This window comes from uncultured Abiotrophia sp. (assembly GCF_963520105.1).
Taxonomy (GTDB): Bacteria; Bacillota; Bacilli; order Lactobacillales; family Aerococcaceae; genus Abiotrophia.
In genome coordinates this window covers 154,223-173,593 of sequence record NZ_CAUQPN010000001.1, presented here as the reverse complement: position 1 = coordinate 173,593, position 19,371 = coordinate 154,223, and the positions used below count along the sequence as shown (strand labels likewise).

General features: G+C 45.0%; 22 protein-coding genes and 1 pseudogene. 3 read left to right on the top strand and 20 right to left on the bottom strand.

The genetic code is table 11. The features are described 5' to 3' along the window. Positions 1 to 68: 68 nt before the first annotated feature. The 3 genes from RWO08_RS00800 to RWO08_RS00790 form a co-directional block, all read right to left on the bottom strand. Positions 69 to 611: a biotin transporter BioY gene (locus RWO08_RS00800; protein WP_314211025.1), complete on the bottom strand. Its 543-nt coding sequence runs from the start codon at positions 609 to 611 to the stop codon at positions 69 to 71. 179 nt (positions 612 to 790) lie between these two features. Then, on the bottom strand, positions 791 to 2,230 hold the full coding sequence (locus tag RWO08_RS00795) for a hypothetical protein (protein WP_314211024.1): 1,440 nt from the start codon (positions 2,228 to 2,230) through the stop codon (positions 791 to 793). A 7-nt stretch (positions 2,231 to 2,237) separates the two neighbouring features. After that, a complete protein-coding gene (locus tag RWO08_RS00790; protein ID WP_314211023.1) occupies positions 2,238 to 3,443 on the bottom strand; it encodes an AI-2E family transporter in 1,206 nt (401 codons plus the stop codon). A 119-nt stretch (positions 3,444 to 3,562) separates the two neighbouring features. On the opposite strand from RWO08_RS00790, the gene RWO08_RS00785 reads away from it, so the two are divergent. Beyond that, the gene (locus RWO08_RS00785; protein ID WP_314211022.1) at positions 3,563 to 4,588 is read left to right on the top strand and encodes a lactonase family protein; all 1,026 of its coding nucleotides are present in this window, start codon (positions 3,563 to 3,565) and stop codon (positions 4,586 to 4,588) included. A gap of 49 nt (positions 4,589 to 4,637) precedes the next feature. Here RWO08_RS00785 and RWO08_RS00780 read toward each other — a convergent pair whose 3' ends face one another. Then, complete coding sequence (locus RWO08_RS00780) at positions 4,638 to 5,480, bottom strand: undecaprenyl-diphosphate phosphatase (RefSeq protein ID WP_314211021.1); 843 nt, start codon at positions 5,478 to 5,480, stop codon at positions 4,638 to 4,640. A gap of 131 nt (positions 5,481 to 5,611) precedes the next feature. Between RWO08_RS00780 and RWO08_RS00775 the strand changes: the two genes are divergently transcribed. Continuing rightward, positions 5,612 to 6,118 carry a PTS glucose transporter subunit IIA gene (locus RWO08_RS00775; RefSeq protein WP_291431221.1) on the top strand — a complete coding sequence of 169 codons (507 nt, stop codon included), beginning with the start codon at positions 5,612 to 5,614 and terminating at the stop codon, positions 6,116 to 6,118. A 97-nt stretch (positions 6,119 to 6,215) separates the two neighbouring features. On the opposite strand, the gene serS is transcribed toward RWO08_RS00775, so the two are convergent. The 3 genes from serS to RWO08_RS00760 all read right to left on the bottom strand — a co-directional run bounded on the left by serS (position 6,216) and on the right by RWO08_RS00760 (position 8,693). Further along, on the bottom strand, positions 6,216 to 7,499 hold the full coding sequence (serS, locus tag RWO08_RS00770; RefSeq protein WP_314211020.1) for a serine--tRNA ligase: 1,284 nt from the start codon (positions 7,497 to 7,499) through the stop codon (positions 6,216 to 6,218). Positions 7,500 to 7,799: 300 nt separating this feature from the next. Next, positions 7,800 to 8,327 (bottom strand): tRNA (uridine(34)/cytosine(34)/5-carboxymethylaminomethyluridine(34)-2'-O)-methyltransferase TrmL, encoded by a 528-nt coding sequence (gene trmL / locus RWO08_RS00765; RefSeq protein ID WP_314211019.1) that lies wholly within the window; start codon positions 8,325 to 8,327, stop codon positions 7,800 to 7,802. A gap of 87 nt (positions 8,328 to 8,414) precedes the next feature. Continuing rightward, a complete protein-coding gene (locus RWO08_RS00760; RefSeq protein WP_070755248.1) occupies positions 8,415 to 8,693 on the bottom strand; it encodes a hypothetical protein in 279 nt (92 codons plus the stop codon). A gap of 163 nt (positions 8,694 to 8,856) precedes the next feature. Between RWO08_RS00760 and RWO08_RS00755 the strand changes: the two genes are divergently transcribed. Then, a complete protein-coding gene (locus RWO08_RS00755; RefSeq protein ID WP_314211018.1) occupies positions 8,857 to 9,372 on the top strand; it encodes a NusG domain II-containing protein in 516 nt (171 codons plus the stop codon). 25 nt (positions 9,373 to 9,397) lie between these two features. Here the strand turns inward: RWO08_RS00755 and RWO08_RS00750 are convergent, their stop codons facing one another. The 13 genes and pseudogenes from RWO08_RS00750 to RWO08_RS00695 all read right to left on the bottom strand — a co-directional run bounded on the left by RWO08_RS00750 (position 9,398) and on the right by RWO08_RS00695 (position 19,232). Further along, complete coding sequence (locus tag RWO08_RS00750) at positions 9,398 to 9,982, bottom strand: uracil-DNA glycosylase family protein (protein ID WP_311467871.1); 585 nt, start codon at positions 9,980 to 9,982, stop codon at positions 9,398 to 9,400. Between the two features lie 16 nt (positions 9,983 to 9,998). Beyond that, positions 9,999 to 10,760, bottom strand: a complete 762-nt coding sequence (locus tag RWO08_RS00745; RefSeq protein WP_314211017.1) for a polyphenol oxidase family protein — start codon at positions 10,758 to 10,760, stop codon at positions 9,999 to 10,001. Positions 10,761 to 10,776: 16 nt separating this feature from the next. Further along, positions 10,777 to 11,424: a hypothetical protein gene (locus RWO08_RS00740; protein ID WP_314211016.1), complete on the bottom strand. Its 648-nt coding sequence runs from the start codon at positions 11,422 to 11,424 to the stop codon at positions 10,777 to 10,779. Between the two features lie 152 nt (positions 11,425 to 11,576). After that, positions 11,577 to 11,684: pseudogene (locus RWO08_RS09440) on the bottom strand (LPXTG cell wall anchor domain-containing protein); the annotation flags it as partial. Between the two features lie 107 nt (positions 11,685 to 11,791). Continuing rightward, positions 11,792 to 12,709, bottom strand: coding sequence for a dihydrodipicolinate synthase family protein (locus RWO08_RS00735; protein WP_314211015.1), 918 nt, complete (start codon positions 12,707 to 12,709; stop codon positions 11,792 to 11,794). Positions 12,710 to 12,726: 17 nt separating this feature from the next. After that, positions 12,727 to 13,170, bottom strand: a complete 444-nt coding sequence (locus tag RWO08_RS00730; protein ID WP_314211014.1) for a YhcH/YjgK/YiaL family protein — start codon at positions 13,168 to 13,170, stop codon at positions 12,727 to 12,729. Between the two features lie 29 nt (positions 13,171 to 13,199). Continuing rightward, positions 13,200 to 13,523 (bottom strand): hypothetical protein, encoded by a 324-nt coding sequence (locus tag RWO08_RS00725; RefSeq protein ID WP_314211013.1) that lies wholly within the window; start codon positions 13,521 to 13,523, stop codon positions 13,200 to 13,202. 32 nt (positions 13,524 to 13,555) lie between these two features. Further along, the gene (locus RWO08_RS00720; protein ID WP_268445070.1) at positions 13,556 to 14,242 is read right to left on the bottom strand and encodes an N-acetylmannosamine-6-phosphate 2-epimerase; all 687 of its coding nucleotides are present in this window, start codon (positions 14,240 to 14,242) and stop codon (positions 13,556 to 13,558) included. 8 nt (positions 14,243 to 14,250) lie between these two features. Beyond that, on the bottom strand, positions 14,251 to 15,084 hold the full coding sequence (locus tag RWO08_RS00715; RefSeq protein WP_023391088.1) for a carbohydrate ABC transporter permease: 834 nt from the start codon (positions 15,082 to 15,084) through the stop codon (positions 14,251 to 14,253). A gap of 19 nt (positions 15,085 to 15,103) precedes the next feature. Next, complete coding sequence (locus RWO08_RS00710; RefSeq protein ID WP_070755241.1) at positions 15,104 to 15,985, bottom strand: carbohydrate ABC transporter permease; 882 nt, start codon at positions 15,983 to 15,985, stop codon at positions 15,104 to 15,106. A 221-nt stretch (positions 15,986 to 16,206) separates the two neighbouring features. Further along, a complete protein-coding gene (locus RWO08_RS00705) occupies positions 16,207 to 17,505 on the bottom strand; it encodes an ABC transporter substrate-binding protein (protein WP_291431119.1) in 1,299 nt (432 codons plus the stop codon). Next, the gene (locus tag RWO08_RS00700; protein WP_070755239.1) at positions 17,502 to 18,335 is read right to left on the bottom strand and encodes a MurR/RpiR family transcriptional regulator; all 834 of its coding nucleotides are present in this window, start codon (positions 18,333 to 18,335) and stop codon (positions 17,502 to 17,504) included. The genes RWO08_RS00705 and RWO08_RS00700 overlap by 4 nt, the downstream gene beginning before the upstream one ends. Positions 18,336 to 18,347: 12 nt before the next feature. Continuing rightward, a complete protein-coding gene (locus RWO08_RS00695) occupies positions 18,348 to 19,232 on the bottom strand; it encodes an ROK family protein (protein ID WP_314211012.1) in 885 nt (294 codons plus the stop codon). Positions 19,233 to 19,371: the final 139 nt, after the last annotated feature.

The window sequence follows — 19,371 nt, the reverse complement described above, 5'->3', positions numbered from 1 at the left end:
TCATTTATTATAACCAAAAAAAGCCCGAGAACCAAGTTCAATCACTTGTTTCCCGGGCAGGAAGATGCTTAGTTAAAATGACGTGTTACTACCTGCAGGCGATCTGCTAAGAAGCCTGATACAACCGCTTTGAGGATGTCACCTGGTACAAAGATCAAGGCAGTCGTCACTGCTTTAGTTAAATCCATATGCGCGAATTGCACGAAGCCCCAAATCCCCATGACCGTTACAATTGGAACGGTGATGATGAGGGTTCGCAAAGCATAAGAGACAAAGCTTGGCTTTTTACCCTTGAAGATAGACAACAAGGTATAGGCAATTGGGAAGGAGAAGAGGTAACCCCCTGATGGCCCTACAAAAGAGGCAAATCCACCGCGGCCACCAGCAAATACTGGTAAGCCCACAGCCCCAAGTAATAAGTAGAGTAAGATAATCGCTAAGGTTTGTTTAGGTTTATAGACCAAACCAATCAAGCAGAGGGCAAAAGTCTGCATGGTAATGGGTGCTGGGAAGCCCCACAAGGGGAAGGACAAATAGGAGCAGACGATTAGGACTGCCAAGCCTAAGGCCATGCGGGTTAAGACACGCACATCTTTAAAATCATTGAACATTAGTAAAAACTCCTTTGTTTGGGGCTAGGCCCCTAGAATAATAGCTATGTTATGAGTATAGGCAATTCGCTCCTTAATGTCAACCTATCGACAGGGTGAGGTTGACGCAAAAACAAAAAAAGAACAGGCCCCCCTAACCATAAAAAAAAGGCTGAGACCTAGATCCCAGCCCTTCCCTACTATGGGTTTTGACTATTGCTTGTGCTATTAGAAGGTTGAAGCTTCAGGTCTTCGCTAAGCGTCTGAATCAGCTTAGGCACCAAATTGAAGGTAACACTATAAGTGGTCACTTCAGGCGCTGGGTTGGCAGTTTGGCCTTGCACTTGAGCTCCTTGAGTTTCTGGGTCGGCTTGACCTTCTTGCCCCTCTTGGCTGGAGCTTGCAGAATCTACTACTGGTTTCTTTTCAGGAACGGAAATGGTTAGGCTATAGTCATGACCTTGCCAATGTTCCTGGTAGCGACTCTTGTCCAAGGCGAAAGTCTTGATAACATGGTAGGTTTGACCCGGTGCCAATTCCTTACCATAAACTTGGTTGGTTAAGACATAGTCACTATTAATCGGATCCCCATTAATGGTTAAGACTGTATTGCCATCAACTGGCAAGAGTGTCTTCTGTGACTTGTTAGTCACATCATATTCGACGGAAACAATCACGGCCCCATATTTAAAGTTACGGAAGGATTCTTCGTTGTAGCTATTTGGTTGAAAATCACTGACTTCCAAACGCGTAATCGTCACATCGATACCTTCATCACTTTCCTTAAGCTTAGGCTTATCGTCAGCCAAGACTCTCTTAGTCCCCCAATATTCTGTAGTTAGACGGTCTGGTACATGAGTGGCAGATTCTTTGAGCGATTTAGCCGCTTCATCCTTAGCCGGCAAATACAGCAATTGCTCGTCACCCAAACTATTAACACTAATCCCGGTAATATCAGATTCGCTACGCTTAGGAGAAACTACCTTGATATAGAAGTAGCCATCTTCCTGAACACGTTTGACTGAACTAGCACTTAAACCAAAGACCAGGTAGCCAGACACTGTTTGACCGCCATCAATGGTCCCTTTATTGTCAGATAAGGTTTGAGCTAGGTTGCCATCCTCTGCAGGGTAGAGTTGGTAACTTGGCGATACTTCTAAGCTAGCCTCGTTATAGGATAACTTGAGTTCCTCAACCGGATAATGTACGGTTTCTTTGGTTTTGTTGGTGATAGAGACGTGCATGACCACTAGGCCCCCGCCACCTTCTTCAAAGTTGAACTCATTCTCTAGCTCTTTTTCAAAACTATTGACTGTGTAGAGTCGCAGCATATCCACTGTCACGGCAAAGTTCTGTTGGTCTGCCTTAAAATCATCATCTGTTTGGTAGAAGGCTTGGGGATTAATTTTTACCTGACTATTTTGCTTGAGCAATTCTTCTAATTGATTGTAGGCCTCACGACTAACCGAGGTATCCGCCTCTTGGTAGGAAGAGCTAGACTCGGCTGGGTCTACCATCTTGACCTGGCCACTGGAAGATGACTCAGTCTGAGCACTGACTAAGAGTGCTCCTTGGCTCAAGCCAGTCACTAGGGCTAGACCCAAGAGGGTCATACGTTTGAATACTTGTTTTACTGACATTCTATCACTACTTTCTTTCATTGCTAGCAGGAGTTTGACTAGTTTGATCTGATGAAGCTTGGATAGCTTCTTTGGGACCATATGCCCCAGAACGCTCACGATATAATTCATAAAACTCACCCACAATTACCTTGATAACGGCGTAACCTGGCACCCCTAGGATGACCCCGACTAAACCGAAGGCCTTACCCGCTGATAAGAGAACAATCAGAATGGTCACCGGATGAATCTTGAGGTTATTCCCCAGAACTTGTGGGGCAATAAAACGTCCTTCGATGGTTTGCTCGACCATCATGACAATGGCCACCTTCAGGACCATAACAGGACTGGTAATCAAGGCAATGATAAAGGCCGGAATCACTGCGATGAAGGATCCTAGGAAGGGAATGATATTGAGGAAACCAGACACGACCCCAAGGGCAATAGCATAGTCTAGCCCGACAATACTGTAACCAATAGAGAACATAATGGCAACGCAGATTGCCACAATGATTTGGCCCCGAATATATTGAGCCACTTGATAGTGTCCTTGATACATCATACGAGATGCCATGGCACGGTGCTTAGTCGGCACGAATTTCAGAATATAATCGCCCAAATGCTGACCATCTGCCAAGAGATAATAGAGAATAATTGGCACGGTCAAGAGCCCCATAATGACGGAGGTCACTGCCCCTACCACGGATCCTAAACTACCGAAGGTCGAAGAAGCGAAACGACTCAGCTGCTCCGCCATACTGCGGAAATCAAAACCATCTAGGAAGGACTGTAGTCGTTGGGTGACTTCCTTATTCTCAGTCAGAAAAGGTGACTGATACAACATATGGTAGATTTCATCATAGTACTTGGGCAGACTACGAGCAAAGCTCAGAATCTGAGTCTGTAGGGTCGGAATAAGGGAGGCAATTCCCCAAGCTGACAATAGAATTAAGCCAATAAAAATAGCCCAAATGGCCCACTGGCGATTCATTCCCCGCGCTTGCAATCGATCTACTAGTGGATAAAGCAGATAATAGAGGACACCTGAGGTAATGATAGGGAAAGCCGCCACATCAATGACCACCCCGATTGGCGCGAAAACGTGTGTAATTCTAGTAAAGACCCAAATAATTAATAAAACCAAGAGCAAAATCAGAAGACTGACTACCATCTGGCTATTTAGGAATTGACGGGTAAACCAAGACGACTGGCGTTTTGGTGTGTGTTCTTGCATAGAACTCCCTCCTTGAAATTTCTGTCATCTTATTCTACCATAAGGATAGGTGCCTTGTCTTAGATTTATACACGGCCAAGGCTATAAAACTCAAATCATTTGCGAAAGGACCTGATTTTATGACGGAAACCTATATCCTAGGTGGCTACACTAAGGGGCGCAACCAAGGAATTTCAAGCCTTGACTTTGACCCTGTTACTGGCCATTTAAGCGAGCCACAGCTGATTGCTAAACTCAATCAACCTACTTTTCTAGCCTATGCCAAGGAAAGTGGCACCCTTTTCGCCCTTCACCGCGGTCAGGAAGAAAGTGGCTTGGTAGCCTTTAGACACCAGGGTAAGGACTGGCAGGAAGTCAGCCGCCTACTCAATACCAAAATCCCTGGCTGCCATCTAGCCGTCTATGAAGCCAGTCAGACCGTCTATGTCGCTAATTACCATGAAGGCTCCATTGATAGTTACCATTATGACCAGGCTGTCTTAAGCCCTTTCGAACGCCACGAACATGTGGGCTGTAGCGTCCACCCTAATCAGGCCAGTGCCCATATCCATTTTGTGGGCTTAAATCCTGAGGGCGACCTGCTCTATGTCTGCGATTTGGGCAGTGACAAAATTTATGTCTATGACGTAACCCCTAGCTCTGGTGCCCTCAGCTTGATTCAGACCTTTACCTGTCCACCAGGAACTGGTCCTCGTCACCTAGTCTTTCATCCAAGTCAAAATCTAGTATATATCATTGGCGAGCTAGCCAATAGCCTTCTAACCCTAGCCCTTGATTCAAGCGGTCAACTTAGCTTGGTCCATGAGCAAGCCCTGCTAGATCCTGAATTTTTAGAATCTGCCGCTAGTGCTGCCATTCGCATCAGCCAGGACGGTCGTTTTCTCTATACTTCCAGCCGCTTCCATGATGTCATCTGCGTCTTTTCTCTGGCCGACCCTCAGCAGCCTCTTAAGATTCAAGAAATTGCCAGTGGCGGACAGATTCCACGGGACTTTGTCCTAAGCCAAGACCAGACTTACCTCCTTGTGCCCCACCAAGACAGTGACCATATCGCTGTCTTCAGTCGCGATGCTGACAGTGGCCTTGTCACCTTCATCGAGGCAGAGACCCAGGCGCCTGAATGTGTCTGTATCTATCCTATCTAATGATGATAATAAAAAATGTCTGGAACCCTCAATAGGTCCCAGACATTTTTTATTTACCTTTAAATACACCTAAGAAGTAGAGCACTGCTACTAAAATCCCCAAGGCTACACGGTAGTAACCGAAGACTTTGAAGTCGTGTTTCTTGATATAACCCAAAAGGAAGTTGATGACTAAGAGTGATACCCCGAAGGCAATCAACATCCCTAAGATTAGATAAGTCGCTTCAGCTGCTGTATAGTGGAAGCCAAACTTCACTAACTTGAGGAAACTTGCCCCAAACATGACTGGGATACTCATGAAGAAGGAGAATTCAGTCGCTACATAGCGTTTGGTTCCCATTAAGAGCGCCCCGATAATAGTAGCCCCAGAACGAGAAGTCCCTGGCACCAAGGCCAAGCACTGCCATAGCCCCATGAGGGCAGCATCTTTATAGCTAATGGCTTCTAAGCTATTGATACGGCTTGCTTTAGCTTTACGCTTGCCGGATTCCACCCAGATAAAGGCTAAACCGTAGACGGTAAAAGTAATAGCATAGACCCATGGCTGGTCGAAGTATTGGTCCATTAAGTCATCTAAGAGGAAACCCAGAACAAAGGCTGGCATAGTCGCCACAATCACCTTAGACCATAAAAGCCAGGTATTTTTCTTTTCTGCTGCTGACTTGCTTGGCGACAGCGGATTAAGTTTGTGGAAGAAGACCACCATTACTGCCAAGATAGCCCCCAGCTGAATGACCACAAAGAACATATCCGTAAAGGCCTTTTCCAGTTGTAGTGGCATAAAAGCATCCACTAAACGCATATGGCCAGTCGAAGAAATCGGTAGCCATTCGGTAATCCCCTCAACAATCCCAAGGATGATTACCTTCACTAATTCTATAATTCCATTCATATTTTAAGTCCTTTCTCTATAAGCTATCACCCATTATACACCATCTTGGCATTAAATGCATTGAACTTCTCGCAAAGAATGTGGTATGATAAGGACAAGAAATAAATTTCAAACACAAAGGAGATAGGATCATGTTTGGATTTTTCAAAAAGAAAAAAGAAGAAGCGGCTCCCGTTTCAAAAGAAGTAACACTCTACGCTGTCGCTGATGGTCAATTGATTAACATCGAAGAAGTAAACGACATCGTCTTCGCGCAAAAAATGATGGGTGATGGCTTCGCAATCGTCCCTTCTAATGGTGAAATTTCTGCGCCTGTTGCAGGTGAAGTGGTCAATGTCTTCCCTACTAAACACGCTGTTGGCTTCAAGTCTGGTGCCTTAGAAGTATTGCTCCACATGGGGATTGATACTGTAGCACTTAACGGTGGTCCATTCGACACCAAGGTTTCTGACGCTCAACAGGTTGATGCTAATACCTTAGTATCAAGCGTTGACTTAGACCAATTAGCAGCCGAAGGCAAAGATAATGCCATGATCGTGATTTTCACTAACGGTAATGATTTAGTAGAAAGCTTCGAACTCACTGCTTCAGGTCAAGTAAGCCGTGGCCAAGAAATTGGTAAATTAATCTTAAAATAAGCGCAAGCTATTAGGAGCTAGGGATAATCTCTAGCTCTTTTTTGATTTGTTGATCATCAGAAAAGAGGCTAAAACTTTTGTTTTAGCCTCTTACTATTTATTTTTTAGCTGGAATTTCGGTAATACCGTTCATGTAAGGTACCAAGGCTTCAGGAATCTTAACAGAGCCGTCCGCTTGTTGGTAGTTTTCTAGGATGGCCACGAAGGTCCGCCCTACCGCCAAACCTGAGCCATTCAAGGTGTGAACATATTCCACCTTGTCATCAGCATTGCGGAAGCGAATCTTAGCACGACGAGCTTGGAAGTCGCCACAGTTTGAGCAAGATGAAATTTCACGATAAGTATCTTGGCCTGGAATCCAGACTTCTAAGTCATAGGTCTTAGTTGCTGAGAATCCCATGTCGCCAGTACATAAAGTAATAACACGGTATGGCAACCCTAAGGCTTGTAAAATACCTTCAGCATTTTGGGTCATGCTCTCTAATTCCTCGAAAGAATGATCTGGATGCGCATATTTAACCATTTCCACCTTATTAAATTGATGCAAACGAATAAGACCACGTGTATCACGACCCGCACTCCCCGCTTCAGAACGGAAAGAAGGACTCAAGGCAGTGAATTTAATTGGCAAGTTCTCAAGTGGTAAGATTTCGTTAGCATAATAGTTGGTCAATGGGACTTCAGCTGTTGGAATCAGGGTCAAACCGCGTTCGTCATTAACCCGGAAGGTGTCTTCCACGAATTTAGGATATTGACCTGTCCCGAACATAGATTGGTCATTCACCATGTATGGCGGGATAATTTCTTGGTAGCCATTGTGTTGGGTATGAGTATCCAACATAAAGTTATAGATTGCCCGCTCCAAACGCGCCCCCAAGCCCTTGTAGAAGACAAAGCGACTACCAGAAACCTTGGCACCACGTTCAAAGTCGATAATATCTAATTTTTCAGCGATTTCCCAGTGATTAAGTGGCGTAAAGTCGAAGTTGCGCGGCGTGCCCCAACGACGTACTTCCACGTTATCCTCTTCATCGGTCCCCACTGGTACCCCTTCAGCTGGAAGGTTCGGCAAACGATGCTCGATGGCCTCTAGATCTGCTTCGATTTGAGCCAAACGCTCGTCGTCACGCTTAATGCGATCACCGATTTCTTTCATTTCAGCAATCTTATCATCCGCATTTTCCTTGTTGCGTTTGAGTTGGGCGATTTCTCCAGACACTTGGTTACGGTATTGTTTAGCCCCTTCAACGTCGATCAAAAGTTCACGGCGCTCGCTATCTAGGCGGCGATAATTCTCTAATACCTCCCGGTCTACACCACGAGTGGCTAATTTCTCTACCACCCATTCAAATTGTTCACGCAATAATTTACGATCTAACATTTAATTTCCTCCTTTTGGCCAAATAACAAAAAGAGCCTTCGTCTTATTGGGACGAAAGGCTCTTCTTGGTTTCGCGGTACCACCCGATTTCAGGACATTATTCCTGCACTTAAGGCCTGTAACGGGGGCAACCGGCACTACTTGAGTCATAGGCTGCAGGGTTCTGGTGGATTCCAGGGCTAGTCCGTGATGATTCACACCAGCCATCATCTCTCTGAAGACGTCCTATCCTGTACTAGTCAAAACCGTCGCATCATTTATCTGCTTCTATACTATCACGAATCCGTAACGGGCGCAAGTCTACCAGTTGAGATCACGAGCCTTGTCCGTGTCACAATAGTGATGGGTGACATCCAATCCCTCAAAAGCTTGTTGTCTTAAAGCTTCATAAATGACGATATTAGCTGTATTGGACAAATTCAAACTCCGAACATGCTGGTCATTCATCGGAATGCGCAAGCAGTCCGCCTTGCGTTCCTCCATCAAGTCAGCGGGCAAGCCGGTTGTTTCCTTACCGAAAAGGAAGAATTGCTCGCCGGCACTATTTTGAGCTAGGTCCGCCTGACAATAAATGCGGGGCGCAAACTTGGTAATCAAGTAGAGTGGTCGCTCACCCACATAAGCTAAGAAATCCTCCAGACTTTCATGGTAGTGAACTTCCACATGCTCCCAGTAATCTAGACCCGCACGCTTGAGCATCTTATCATCGGTCGAAAAACCCAAGGGCTTGATTAGATGAAGCGGGGTATTGGTGGCCGCACAAGTTCTAGAAATATTTCCCGTGTTAGCCGGCATTAGCGGTTGATATAAGGCAATATGATTTTTCATAGGCTCTCCTTCTTAGTGGTCGCCTGCAGAGGGTCCCACAAAAAATCCCGCTGCCAAGAACTGACTAGCGGGACTTATCATTTAAAATTAAGCGAGTTTGAAGTCTACGCTGTAGATTTCGTCTGCCAAAGCAGCCTTGTTAACAGCTTTAACGACAACATTTTCTTTTTTGCCGTCGAATTCTAATTCAAAAGCTTGGCTCAAACCTTGAGTTTTCAAGACAACATCGAGTTCACGACGGTTAACTGTTAAAGAAACAGCTTCTGAACCTTTCCCGTATAAAGTTGCTGGAACTAACCCAGCTTCACGTACTTTTTTAGCTGAGCCAGAGCCCACTTTTTCGCGTAATTCTGCTTTTAATGACATGGTATTTAAAACTCCTTTTGCTTGCATTTTTTTATAAAGCGGCTAGCGCTTTTTATTGGCATAATGGTATCTTACCAAAAAACGGCACAAATTGCTAGCTTATTCTGCCCTTTTTTTATACAATAGTACTAGTTTTGTGCTCAGACAAGGTGGTGATTCCTCAATGAAACGGTTATTTAGCTTATTAAAACCTTTTGATTACCTGATTATTTTAGGGGTCATTGCCTTATCTTTCTTGCCCAATATCCTGACCTTCTACCATTACCAAGGTTTGAATAATTCGGAGGAAGTCGGCCAAGTTACTGAAGCGTCTAGCACTAAGGCCACTCCCGCATCTTCCTCCACCTATGCCCTTATCAAAATAGACGGCAAGGAAGTGGACCGTTTCGACCTCTCGGAAGACGCTCCTCATGAAGAGAAAACCTACTACCCACATCCGGGACAGTATAACATTATTGAGCGTGATGGCAAACGAATTCGCGTGCGCGAAGATAACAGCCCTGATCAAATTGCGGTTAAAACCAGTTGGGTGGGCCGACCAGGTCAGGTTTCCATTTGCTTGCCCCACGGACTCATTATCGAGATTCATGGCGAACGTTCAACCGGTGGCCGCACTGACACTAGTCAATCAACTAGCGCTAATTCAAGCCAAGAAGAAGATTTAGTTTTACCAAAATAAGGACTGGAGAATCTCCAGTCCTTTTTTACTTGAGGATTGTGTGAATCAACTTTTGTAAATCTGGTATTACTTCTTGCTCAAACCAGGGATGCTGTTTCAGCCACCGTTGGTTGAGTGGCGAGGGGTGAACTAAGGGAAAATAGTCCGGCAAATAGTCCTGATAATGGGCGACTGTTTCTGTCAAATTGCTTCTTTTGCTCTTAGCTAAATAATAGTCCTGGGCATAACGTCCGACTAATAGAGTCAATCTAACCTCTGGTAATTGAGCTAGGATCTGAGGATGCCACTTAGCTGCAAATCCCTTGCGTGGTGGCAAATCGCCTGATTTACCCTTGCCAGGATAATAGAAATCCATGGGGAGAATTGCCAAAAGATCCGAATCATAGAAAGTCGAACGATCCATCCCCAACCATTCCCGCAAGCGATCGCCAGAGCGATCATCCCAAGGGCGACCGGCTTCTTGGGTAGCTAAGCCCGGGGCTTGCCCAACAATTACTAATCGTGCAGTTTTTGGCGCCGTAAAAAGTGGCTCAATCCCCGCCTTGCTGTAAACCTGGTTTTCTGGCGCTTGCATGATAGCATCGCAAATCTTTAAATTATCTTTGACCATACTCTATTCCCTCCTCTTAGGATTTTAGATAGGCGACAACTGCATTGAGGCCATAGCCTTCCCGCCCATCACGTCGGTAAGAATGACAGCCTAGGGCTTGTTTTGTCGACACGGCCACATCATATTGTTGTTCCAAAGGAACCCCCATGGCTAGGAAACGCTCCTTATTAATCCCTTTGGTATCTATAAGCCAATGATGCTCATCCTCCTGCCTAAAGGCCTGGGGATGAATTGCTTCAAAAGGTTGGAAACGACTATAAACATCTTCCTGTACCTGAAAATCTTCCATGCTAAGGGCGGGTCCGTAGGCAATCAGCAGGTCAGATGGCCTCACATCATATTGGCTCATCATAACTTCTAAGGCTTTTTGGCCAATCGCTTGGAGTGTACCCGGCCAGCCAGAATGAACTAGGGCAAACACCTTTTTAACCGGGTCAAAGAGAATAATTGGAATACAGTCCGCAATCTTGACCATTAATGCCAAATCGCTTGCCTCTGTTACCAAGCCATCGTAGTCGCCTAGAGAGCGTAAGCCCCATCCTGTCCCTAATTGTCCGGCCCTTACTTGGCAAATGTCAGCTCCGTGAACCTGGTGCACCTCAACTAGAGGCATATCGGCTTTTAGAAAAGTTCGATTGACAACGTCTACGGATGCCTCCTTAAAATCAGGTTTAAAATTAAGCGGCTTGCCAATAAAACGATGCTCCAAGCCCGCTTCAAGCAAGGCAGGCACCGTGTAGTAGTCGTAGTCAGGGCCCTTTATATACTCGTACCCCATTCTCATGTCTCCTTTCCTAGCTTTGGGTCACTTGATAAAGGGACCAAAAGCCAGCTACTGCCTTAACTAAGTCCTGAACCACAGCTTCTAAGTCGCCATAGTCCGCCAATGGCCGCATATCTTGACGCAATAGTACCTTGCGTACCTGACCCGCCTCATAGGCTTCTACCAGCTCTTGCCGGTGACTTTCACTTGTGGTCATGCGTCGCGTTTGCTTATCTGAATCCTGAACCCAGTAATAGGCCTCTTGTTGTGCTGGCACTTCTAAGATTCGCGCCTGTTGGGCTAGCGTCTCCTCTTGGCGACTTCGTTCAATGAAACTTAACTCCAAGCAGACGGTGAGCACCCCTTGATCCGATACTAGTCTCAAGGCAAAGCTTGGACTAGCCGGCCGATTTTCTGGCGGAAAATAATAGACCCAAAAATGAGGTCGAGCCACTTGAGCTTGATTCATCCAGGCACTTACTCGCCCCTGAGTCCAATCTGGAAAAGCTTGCCCGAAAGCAGTCGCCAATTTCGAAAAAGCCTGACGAGCTGCCTGGCCACTTCTTTTGAGGCATTCCATGTCCTCAATTTCTACTGGATTATCTAGTTTAGCCGGATTACGATAGTGCTGATCTTGATAGGCCATATAGTCTGTCAGCGACTGTTCCCACTTCATCATCTCACTCCCCCTTTTACCCTATTATATCAAATTATGACTTAGTCCCCCTAGCTTGGCGCTTCAAAATTACAAAAGACACGACCAAAGGAGAAAAGATCGTGTCTTTAATTCGTTATGCTCCAAAGGGTGAGCCTACCCCCGAGCTATCAAGATTATTCAGTTTCTTTTGGCTTGTAGTTTGCAAGCCCTAAACCAGCTAAGAGGCTCAAGGCAGCCGCACTAAAGAAGAAGTTACTTGCTTCCCCAGCAGCTGGTAATTGCCCCTGTTTATAGGGATTTTAGGTTGCTGATACGACAAAATCTGGCTACCAGGGTAGTTAGCATAAAACTAGCTCCCTAGTAGTCAGGTCTTGCATAGTGTGAGTGATTATTTAACAAATTCCGCCCGAGCGGCTTTGATCATGGCGTGCGCCTTGTCAACAACGGCTAGGTCTTCTGGGCCAACCCCTGTTAATGGTGGACGAACAGAACCACAGTTGAGGCCTTCACGCTTGAGGATTTCTTTCTGTACGGCATAAAGGTTAGCTTTACCACTTACCAAGGTGAAGATGATTTCATCAATGCGACCTTGGATCGTGAAGGCTAGGGCTAAATCGCCTGCTTCTAAGGCTGCATTAGCTGCTAAGAAGAGTTCTGGCATTACCCCATAGGTACCACCAATTCCCCCGTCAGCTCCCATGACACGACCACCGATGAATTGTTCATCTGGACCGTTGAAAACAACGACTTCGCGGTCACCAGCTGTCAACTTCCAAGTGATTAAGTCTTGGACTGGCATTGAAGAGTTCTTAACCCCAATCACTTTAGGATTTTCCAACATGGACTTGAACATGCTAGGGGTCAAGGCATAGCCTGATAGCTGTGGAATGTTATAAATGATGAAGTCAAGTTCCGTTGCATCAATCATGGCATTCCAGTAGTCCTTAATAGAATGTTCTGGTAGGCGGAAGTAAATTGGTGGGATGGCTGCTAAGGCATCTACCCCTAGGCTTTCCGCATGCTTAGCTAACTCAACTGAATCACGTGTGGAGGCAGCCGCGACGTGGGCAATGATGGTCATCTTGCCACCAACTGCCTTCATGACATTTTCTAAGACTAGTTTACGTTCTTCTACATTTTGGTAGATACACTCGCCAGACGAACCGCCAACATAGAGGCCTTTGACCCCTACTTCCAAGTAATGTTTAGCAAGCGCTTGAGTGCGTTCTGGACTGATATTGCCTTCATCGTCATAGCAGGCATAGAAGGCTGGGATAATTCCTTTGTACTTATCGAATTTTGACACGTTTAAGACTCCTTTGGTTATGCAACCGGTAATTTTATGACTAACTTTTTATAGGTGCTGGCCTGACCTAAATGACGGGCCGGCTTATGAGCATCTTCTGGAAAAACCACACAGGCTTGTCCAGGATAGAGTTTAACAATGGTCTGGATTGGACCATCCAAAAAGGCAATGTCCTTATCGGCATCATAGGTGGTGACTTCTGTCAGCTGACATGTAGGGGCCACAATGAGATATTCATGGCCTTCAAGCGGTACATGGATATCTAACCATTTCTGATGGGCTTCATAATGCGATGCATCAACTGCACCTAGCTCTCCATCTTGGATGAAGAAGTATCCTCCCTCGAAATCATATCGCCCGATAGCTTTTTGAGCTAAGCTATTGAATGTTTCGAGCGCTGCTTTAATATGGGGAATTCGGTCGCTGTATTCTTGAAGACCTTGTAATTGATCTACAATCATCTTTTCACCTCCTCTTTGCCGACAATTGCTTATTTATCTGCATCTAAGGCTTCTTCGCGAGGATCATGCAGAGGTCGCCCGCGTCGAATGAGAAAGAGTACCAGATTATAGGTGACACTAGCCGCCACAATTGGCATATAGGTAAAGAGGTAATTCTGTAGGAACATGTCTGCCGTAAACTGTTTTAAGGCGACCATCCCCATTAGAATAATAATGGCTACCGCATTGATAATGAGTGGCGCCGTATAGTAACGCTTTGCTACTCGGTTAATCAGGTAGGTTGCCAAAACCGACAAGCCCATGAAGAAGATTCCATAGAAGAACCAACCAATAATCAGTTGCTCCAGGGTCATATCAGGCACTCCTTTCTCTTTCTTGCATTTCTTTAGTTTACTACGCTAACGAAGCGTTTAGCAATTTCCAGTGGCCGCGTAATAGCGCCACCTACAACAGCTGTGTGAATCCCTTGGGCGAAAGCTGTTGCTAGGTCTTCTGGTGTATGAATCTTACCTTCAGCCACAATTGGAGTATGGGTTTGTTCCACTAAGGCTTTCATTAACTCAAAGTTAGGACCGGTTGTTTGACCTTCCGTATACGGCGTATAACCATTCATGGTAGTCCCAATCAAGTCAAAACCTAGGCGTTCAGCATTCAGTCCCTCTTCCAAAGTGGAAATATCGGCCATCAGCAATTGATTCGGGTATTTTGCCTTGATTTGAGCGATGAACTCATCCAAGGTCTCCCCTGCCCGCTCACGTAAAGTAGCATCTAAGGCAATAATATCAGAACCAACTGCTACTAACTCATCCACTTCTTTCATGGTGGCGGTAATGTAGGAACCATAGCCTGGATAAGCTCGCTTAATAATCCCAATCACTGGCACATCAAAGGCTTCCTTAATCTGGGCAATATCAGTAACCCCTTGGGCACGGATACCGACAGCTCCAGCCTCAATAGCTGCTTTGGCCATGAGAACCATGACTCCACCCTCTTCTCGGTAGAGCGGTTCGCCAGGTAAAGCCTGACAGGAAATAATTAGTTTTCCTTTTAATCGTTCAATCGTTGGATGCATTGTGCTCACTATCCTTTCACCGCCCCGACCGTAATACCTTGGGCAAAGAAGCTTTGGAACATCAGGAAGACAATAATCATTGGCAAGGAAGCCAAGAGCGCGCCAGCCATGAGGACCCCATAGTTAAGTGAGAACTCAGCAGATTGAGCCATAGACGCCAAACCTAAAGGCAAAGTCTTCATTGTTTCTGAGTTAGTGAATACCAATTGAGAGAAATAGTCATTCCAAGAGGAAATGAAGGTGAAGATAGCCAAGGCACCAATACCTGGTTTAACAATTGGTAAGACGATATTGACGAATTTCTTGATTTCACCACATCCGTCAATGTCTGCAGATTCTAAGAGAGAATCAGGTACAGAGTGGGAGAATTGCTTCATGAGGAAGATCCCGAATGGCCAACCGACAGCCGGCAAAATCAAGGCGCGGTAGGTATCCATAAGCTTGAGATCAGTAATCAATTGAAGCAAAGGAATCAAGATAACTTGTTTTGGCAAGGCCATGGCCGCGATAAATACGGCAAAGAGTAAGCCAGCGCCTGGGAACCGTTTCTTAGCTAAGGCATAACCCGCTAAGGAAGCCGTCGTGCAGACCAAGATAGTTGTTACCACTGAAACGAATACAGAGTTGAAGAACCAACGCGCAGTCAACGGCACTAGGAGGGATTTGAAGTTATCTAAAGTTGGGCTCATCGGGAACCATTCTGGCGGGATGGCAATGGCGACGTCTTGAACCTTAAAGGCACCTGTTGCAATCCAATAGAATGGGAAGATGAAGAAAATGGTCAAGAATGCCAACAATGTGAAGGAAATAATGTTGTAGAGACCGAATTTTTTGAATTCCATGTTAAATCGTCACCTCTTCCTAATCAATATCGCGGTTGAAGTATTTGTATTGAACAGCCGAGATTAAAGCAATAATCAAGGCTAGCACAACACCCCATGCAGAGGCTTGGCCAAAGGATTGCTGTTTAATCCCCATCTCGTAGACTTGGTACATGATAGTGCTTGTCGCATAGTTAGGACCACCAGAAGTCATCAATTGGATTAAGGCAAAGATTTGGAAACTGTTGATGGTGGTTGTAACCACGATATAAAGGGTCGTTGGCATAATCAATGGCCAAATAATGTTTTTGAAGATGGTCCAGTTGTTGGCGCCGTCAATCTTAGCAGACTCGAGCAGTTCCACTGGAACGTTCCCTAAAGCTGCAATATAGAGAATAATCGGCTGACCAATACTGGTCGTAATTAGAACGGCAATGACTGCATAAATAGCAGTAGAGGCGTTTCCTAACCATTGGACATTACCTTCAATGACATTCATGGATTTGAGAATATAATTGAGAATCCCAAAGTCTGGGTTATAAATCCACAACCATACCACTGTAATCGAAACAACTGAGGATACAGCTGGCAAGTAGAAAACGCCACGGAAGAAGCTCCGTACATGAGCTGATTTGTTATAGATGTTAATGGCGATGAAGAGGGATAAGACTACTACAATTGGTACTGCAATTGCTACGATAAAAATAGTGTTACTTAAAGACTTGATAAAAGTCTGATCGCCTAAGAGCTTAGTGTAGTTATCTAAGCCTACAAAGCTAACTCTCCGCCCTCTATACTTGAGCAAGGACATGTAAATCCCGCGTAACATTGGATAGAGTACGAAAGTCAGGAAGAAGGCCATAGCAGGTGCAATGAACAGATAGGCGCTAAAGTCGTACTTTCTTCTTAATTTGGCTAACATAGAGATCTCCTTTCGAGAGAATAATTCATAATAAAAGGGACAAATCGGCTACCCTAGGTCGCGATCACTATAAACGACTACTCCCAAACTCCCGCTAGTCCAAAATATTGGGCGCTTGGGAGTAGGATGTTTATATTAGTCGCACGCGAGAACCTGGTCCGGGTAGCGCTAGATTTGTCCCAGTAAATCGAGCACTCTCTGAATTCAGATTATAGTGTGGCTTATTTTGCTTCTTCGTAGGTAGCTTGCGCTTGTTCTACATAGCTGTCCACTAGTTCTTTTACATCACCTTGGCCAGACAATACCCCTTGGAGCATTGGGAACCAAAGTGGACGCATTTTAGCGTAACCTGGAATGGTGTTGTAGTAAGCACCGAAGTGATCTGATAAGCCTTCAGCAAACTTCAACTCTTCGTTGTCATAGAGGCCTTTCACGCCTTTTTGAGCAGAGAAGTTACCAGTTGCCTTCAAGGTACGAGTACCCCATTCTGGATCGTTGATCATGAAGTCTACAAATTTTTGAGCGGCTTCAATCTTCTTGTCATCACCGTTATCGAAGACTGCAGGACCAGCTACTAAGTATTCATACTTAGGCGATTTGTTAGCATTAGGGAATGGTAAGAAGCGAACGTTTAAGTCTTCTACTGATTTCCATTGTGCGTAAAGACCTGGACTTGCCAAGATACTTAATGGAGACTTACCAGACTTGAAGTATTCCAAAGCATCTTTTGCTTCTAAAGCGGCCCCTTGACCGATAATGCCTTTAGGTGCTTGTTCGCGAATCCATTGAAGGGCTTTTACCCCGTTTTCGTCATTGATGGTGTATTTATTTACTTCATCGTTAGTAATCCAAGAACCGTATAAGTTAGAGACAAAGGCACGAGGACCTTGGTCACCAGCTGCAGATTTAGCATACACAACGGTTGGAATTAAGTCTTTGTCTTTTTCATGAACAGCTTCTAAGAATTTTTGGAATTCTTCAGGCGTCCAGTTACGTCCTTCTTTTTCGAATGGCAAGAGGTTTGTCACGCCTAACTTATCAGTCAACTTAGTGTTAACTGCCATCAAGAATGGCGCAATCCCTTGAGGGTAGAGATATAATTCGTTTTCGAAGGAGCTAGCCTTAACAGCTGATTCATTTAATTTTGAAGTGTCAACGTCTTTGAATGGTGCCAAATAACCCTTGCTTGCCCAGTCGATGACACGACCTGGTGCATCATAGATTACGTCAGGGTTGGTCTTAGATTGGATTGCTGTTTCAATTTTAGCTGGACCGTCTGTGAAGTCGATTTTTTGGTATTCTACTTTGATACCTGGGTTCTTAGCTTCAAAGGCTTTAATCAAGGCTGCATCGTATTCTTCAGAAGTCTTGAATTCTGAGTCGCTGGTAAAGTTAGGGAAGTTCCAGTATTTGATGGTTACTGTCTCTTCAGCACGCACATCGGCTGGTACCGCTGTCACAACTGTGTTTAATAAAATCCCACAAGATAAGGCAGCTGCAAAAACTTTTGATAATTTCATGATGGTTCCCCCATTTGTAATTTTTGATTGATAGAAGTAATTTCTTGAATCGTCTTCTGCATATTCTGATTGAAGACTGGTTCTTCCAACATCATCAGGGTAATGATGTCGATCAGGAAAAAAATTGGTAGTTGCGTATTGACAAAAAACTCACTATTGACAAACCGGCTATTATGTACCAGAAGGGTCTCATCAGCTAGCTTAGCCAAACTACTTCCCTTCATGCTAGTTATGGCCACCAAAATAGCGCCATTTTGCTTGGCATTGCCTAAAGCATCAATCACATCCTTTGTTTCACCAGAATTACTAATGGCAATTACCACGTCACTGGAACGTGTCACCGTACTGGAGATAATCATCATATGTGAGTCCGTCTCGCTCGTGGCTGGTAGTCCCATACGCGAAAGGCGAATAGCCAATTCCCGAGCCGTTAACCCCGAGGATCCCATCCCATAAACCATGATTCGGTTGGCCTGAGAGAGAACTTGAATTAACTGACGGAGCTGATATTCTGATTGTAATTCTGACGTTCGTTGAATGATACGGTTATAGAATTCACTAACCGTATCGAACATATCATGTTTCTGGTGATTACTTGCCGACTCCCCTTCACTGGCTTGCAGTTGAATTTTCAAATCGACAAAGCTCTCACACCCTACTTTACGACAAAAGCGCGTAATCGTTGCGGCTGAAACACCCGTTTCTTTGGCCATCTCGCTAATGGTAATGTTAGTAAAATAGGGACTTTCTTGCATAATATAGGTTGCAAGGAGCTGTTCCTTTGGTGATAGATGAACGAAGTTGGCTTCAATTCGCTCTAATACTCCCATGGGATCACATCCTTATTGAGTTAGCTTAATGAGTTGAGATAGCGCACCTAACATTCCAGCATCATTACCTGACTGGGCTGGTCGAATCTCTGTTGTGAGGAAGCGAGGATCAATCACACGTTGCTCCAAGATTGCCATTAGACGTGGCATAATGAGATCAGCACGCGCTAGAATTCCTCCCCCTAGGACAAGGACTTCTGGATTCAGCAGATAAATCGCTGATAAAAGTCCGGTGGCTAAATGATTTAGAAATTGGTCGAGTACTTGGCTTAAGACTGGATCTCCTGTTGCTTCCAAGCGGTCAAAGAAGGCTTCTCCACTGAGATTTTCGCCTGTCGCTTGAGCCGCCTGTTCCAACAAAGCGGTTGTTGAGGCTAATTCCTGAAAGGCTGCTTTGCCAATTGGTAAGTAGCCAACCTCTCCGGCCATGTCGCTCACACCGGTTAGCAGTTGTCCATCTAAAACAACGGCTCCCCCTACACCTGTACCAATCGTAAAACATATCATGGACTTAGGTGGCTGGCCTGTTCGACTGGCTTGCCAGTATTCACCCAAACAAGCTGCGTTCACATCGTTTACCACATAGCAAGGCAGACCAGTGAGTGCTTCCACTTCAACCTTGAATGGCGTCCCCGTATAACCTGGGATAGTGGGCCCTGCAAATCGTATAGACCCGTCACGAGAATCAACCACTCCAGCAGTTGAAATCGCCACGCCCGATAGGCTTTCCTGGGATTGAACCTGCTTGGTAATCGAAAGAACTTGTTGCAATATCTGGTTAGAATACTGGTCAACGCTAGTTTTGACCTTCTGAGTCTGGCCTAGCGCTTCCCCCTTTTCATTGAAGAGACCATATTTAATGAAGGTCCCGCCAATATCAAAGCACAAGTAATTCATCCAATTTGTCACCTCTCTTTCTGTCTTTCAACTGATTACGCTTTCATTATACACCAAAGAAAATATTTTTCAAGTGTTTTTATGAAGAAAATTATTTTCATGCCTATTTTTCTGACAGCTCCATTTTTAGATATTGTAG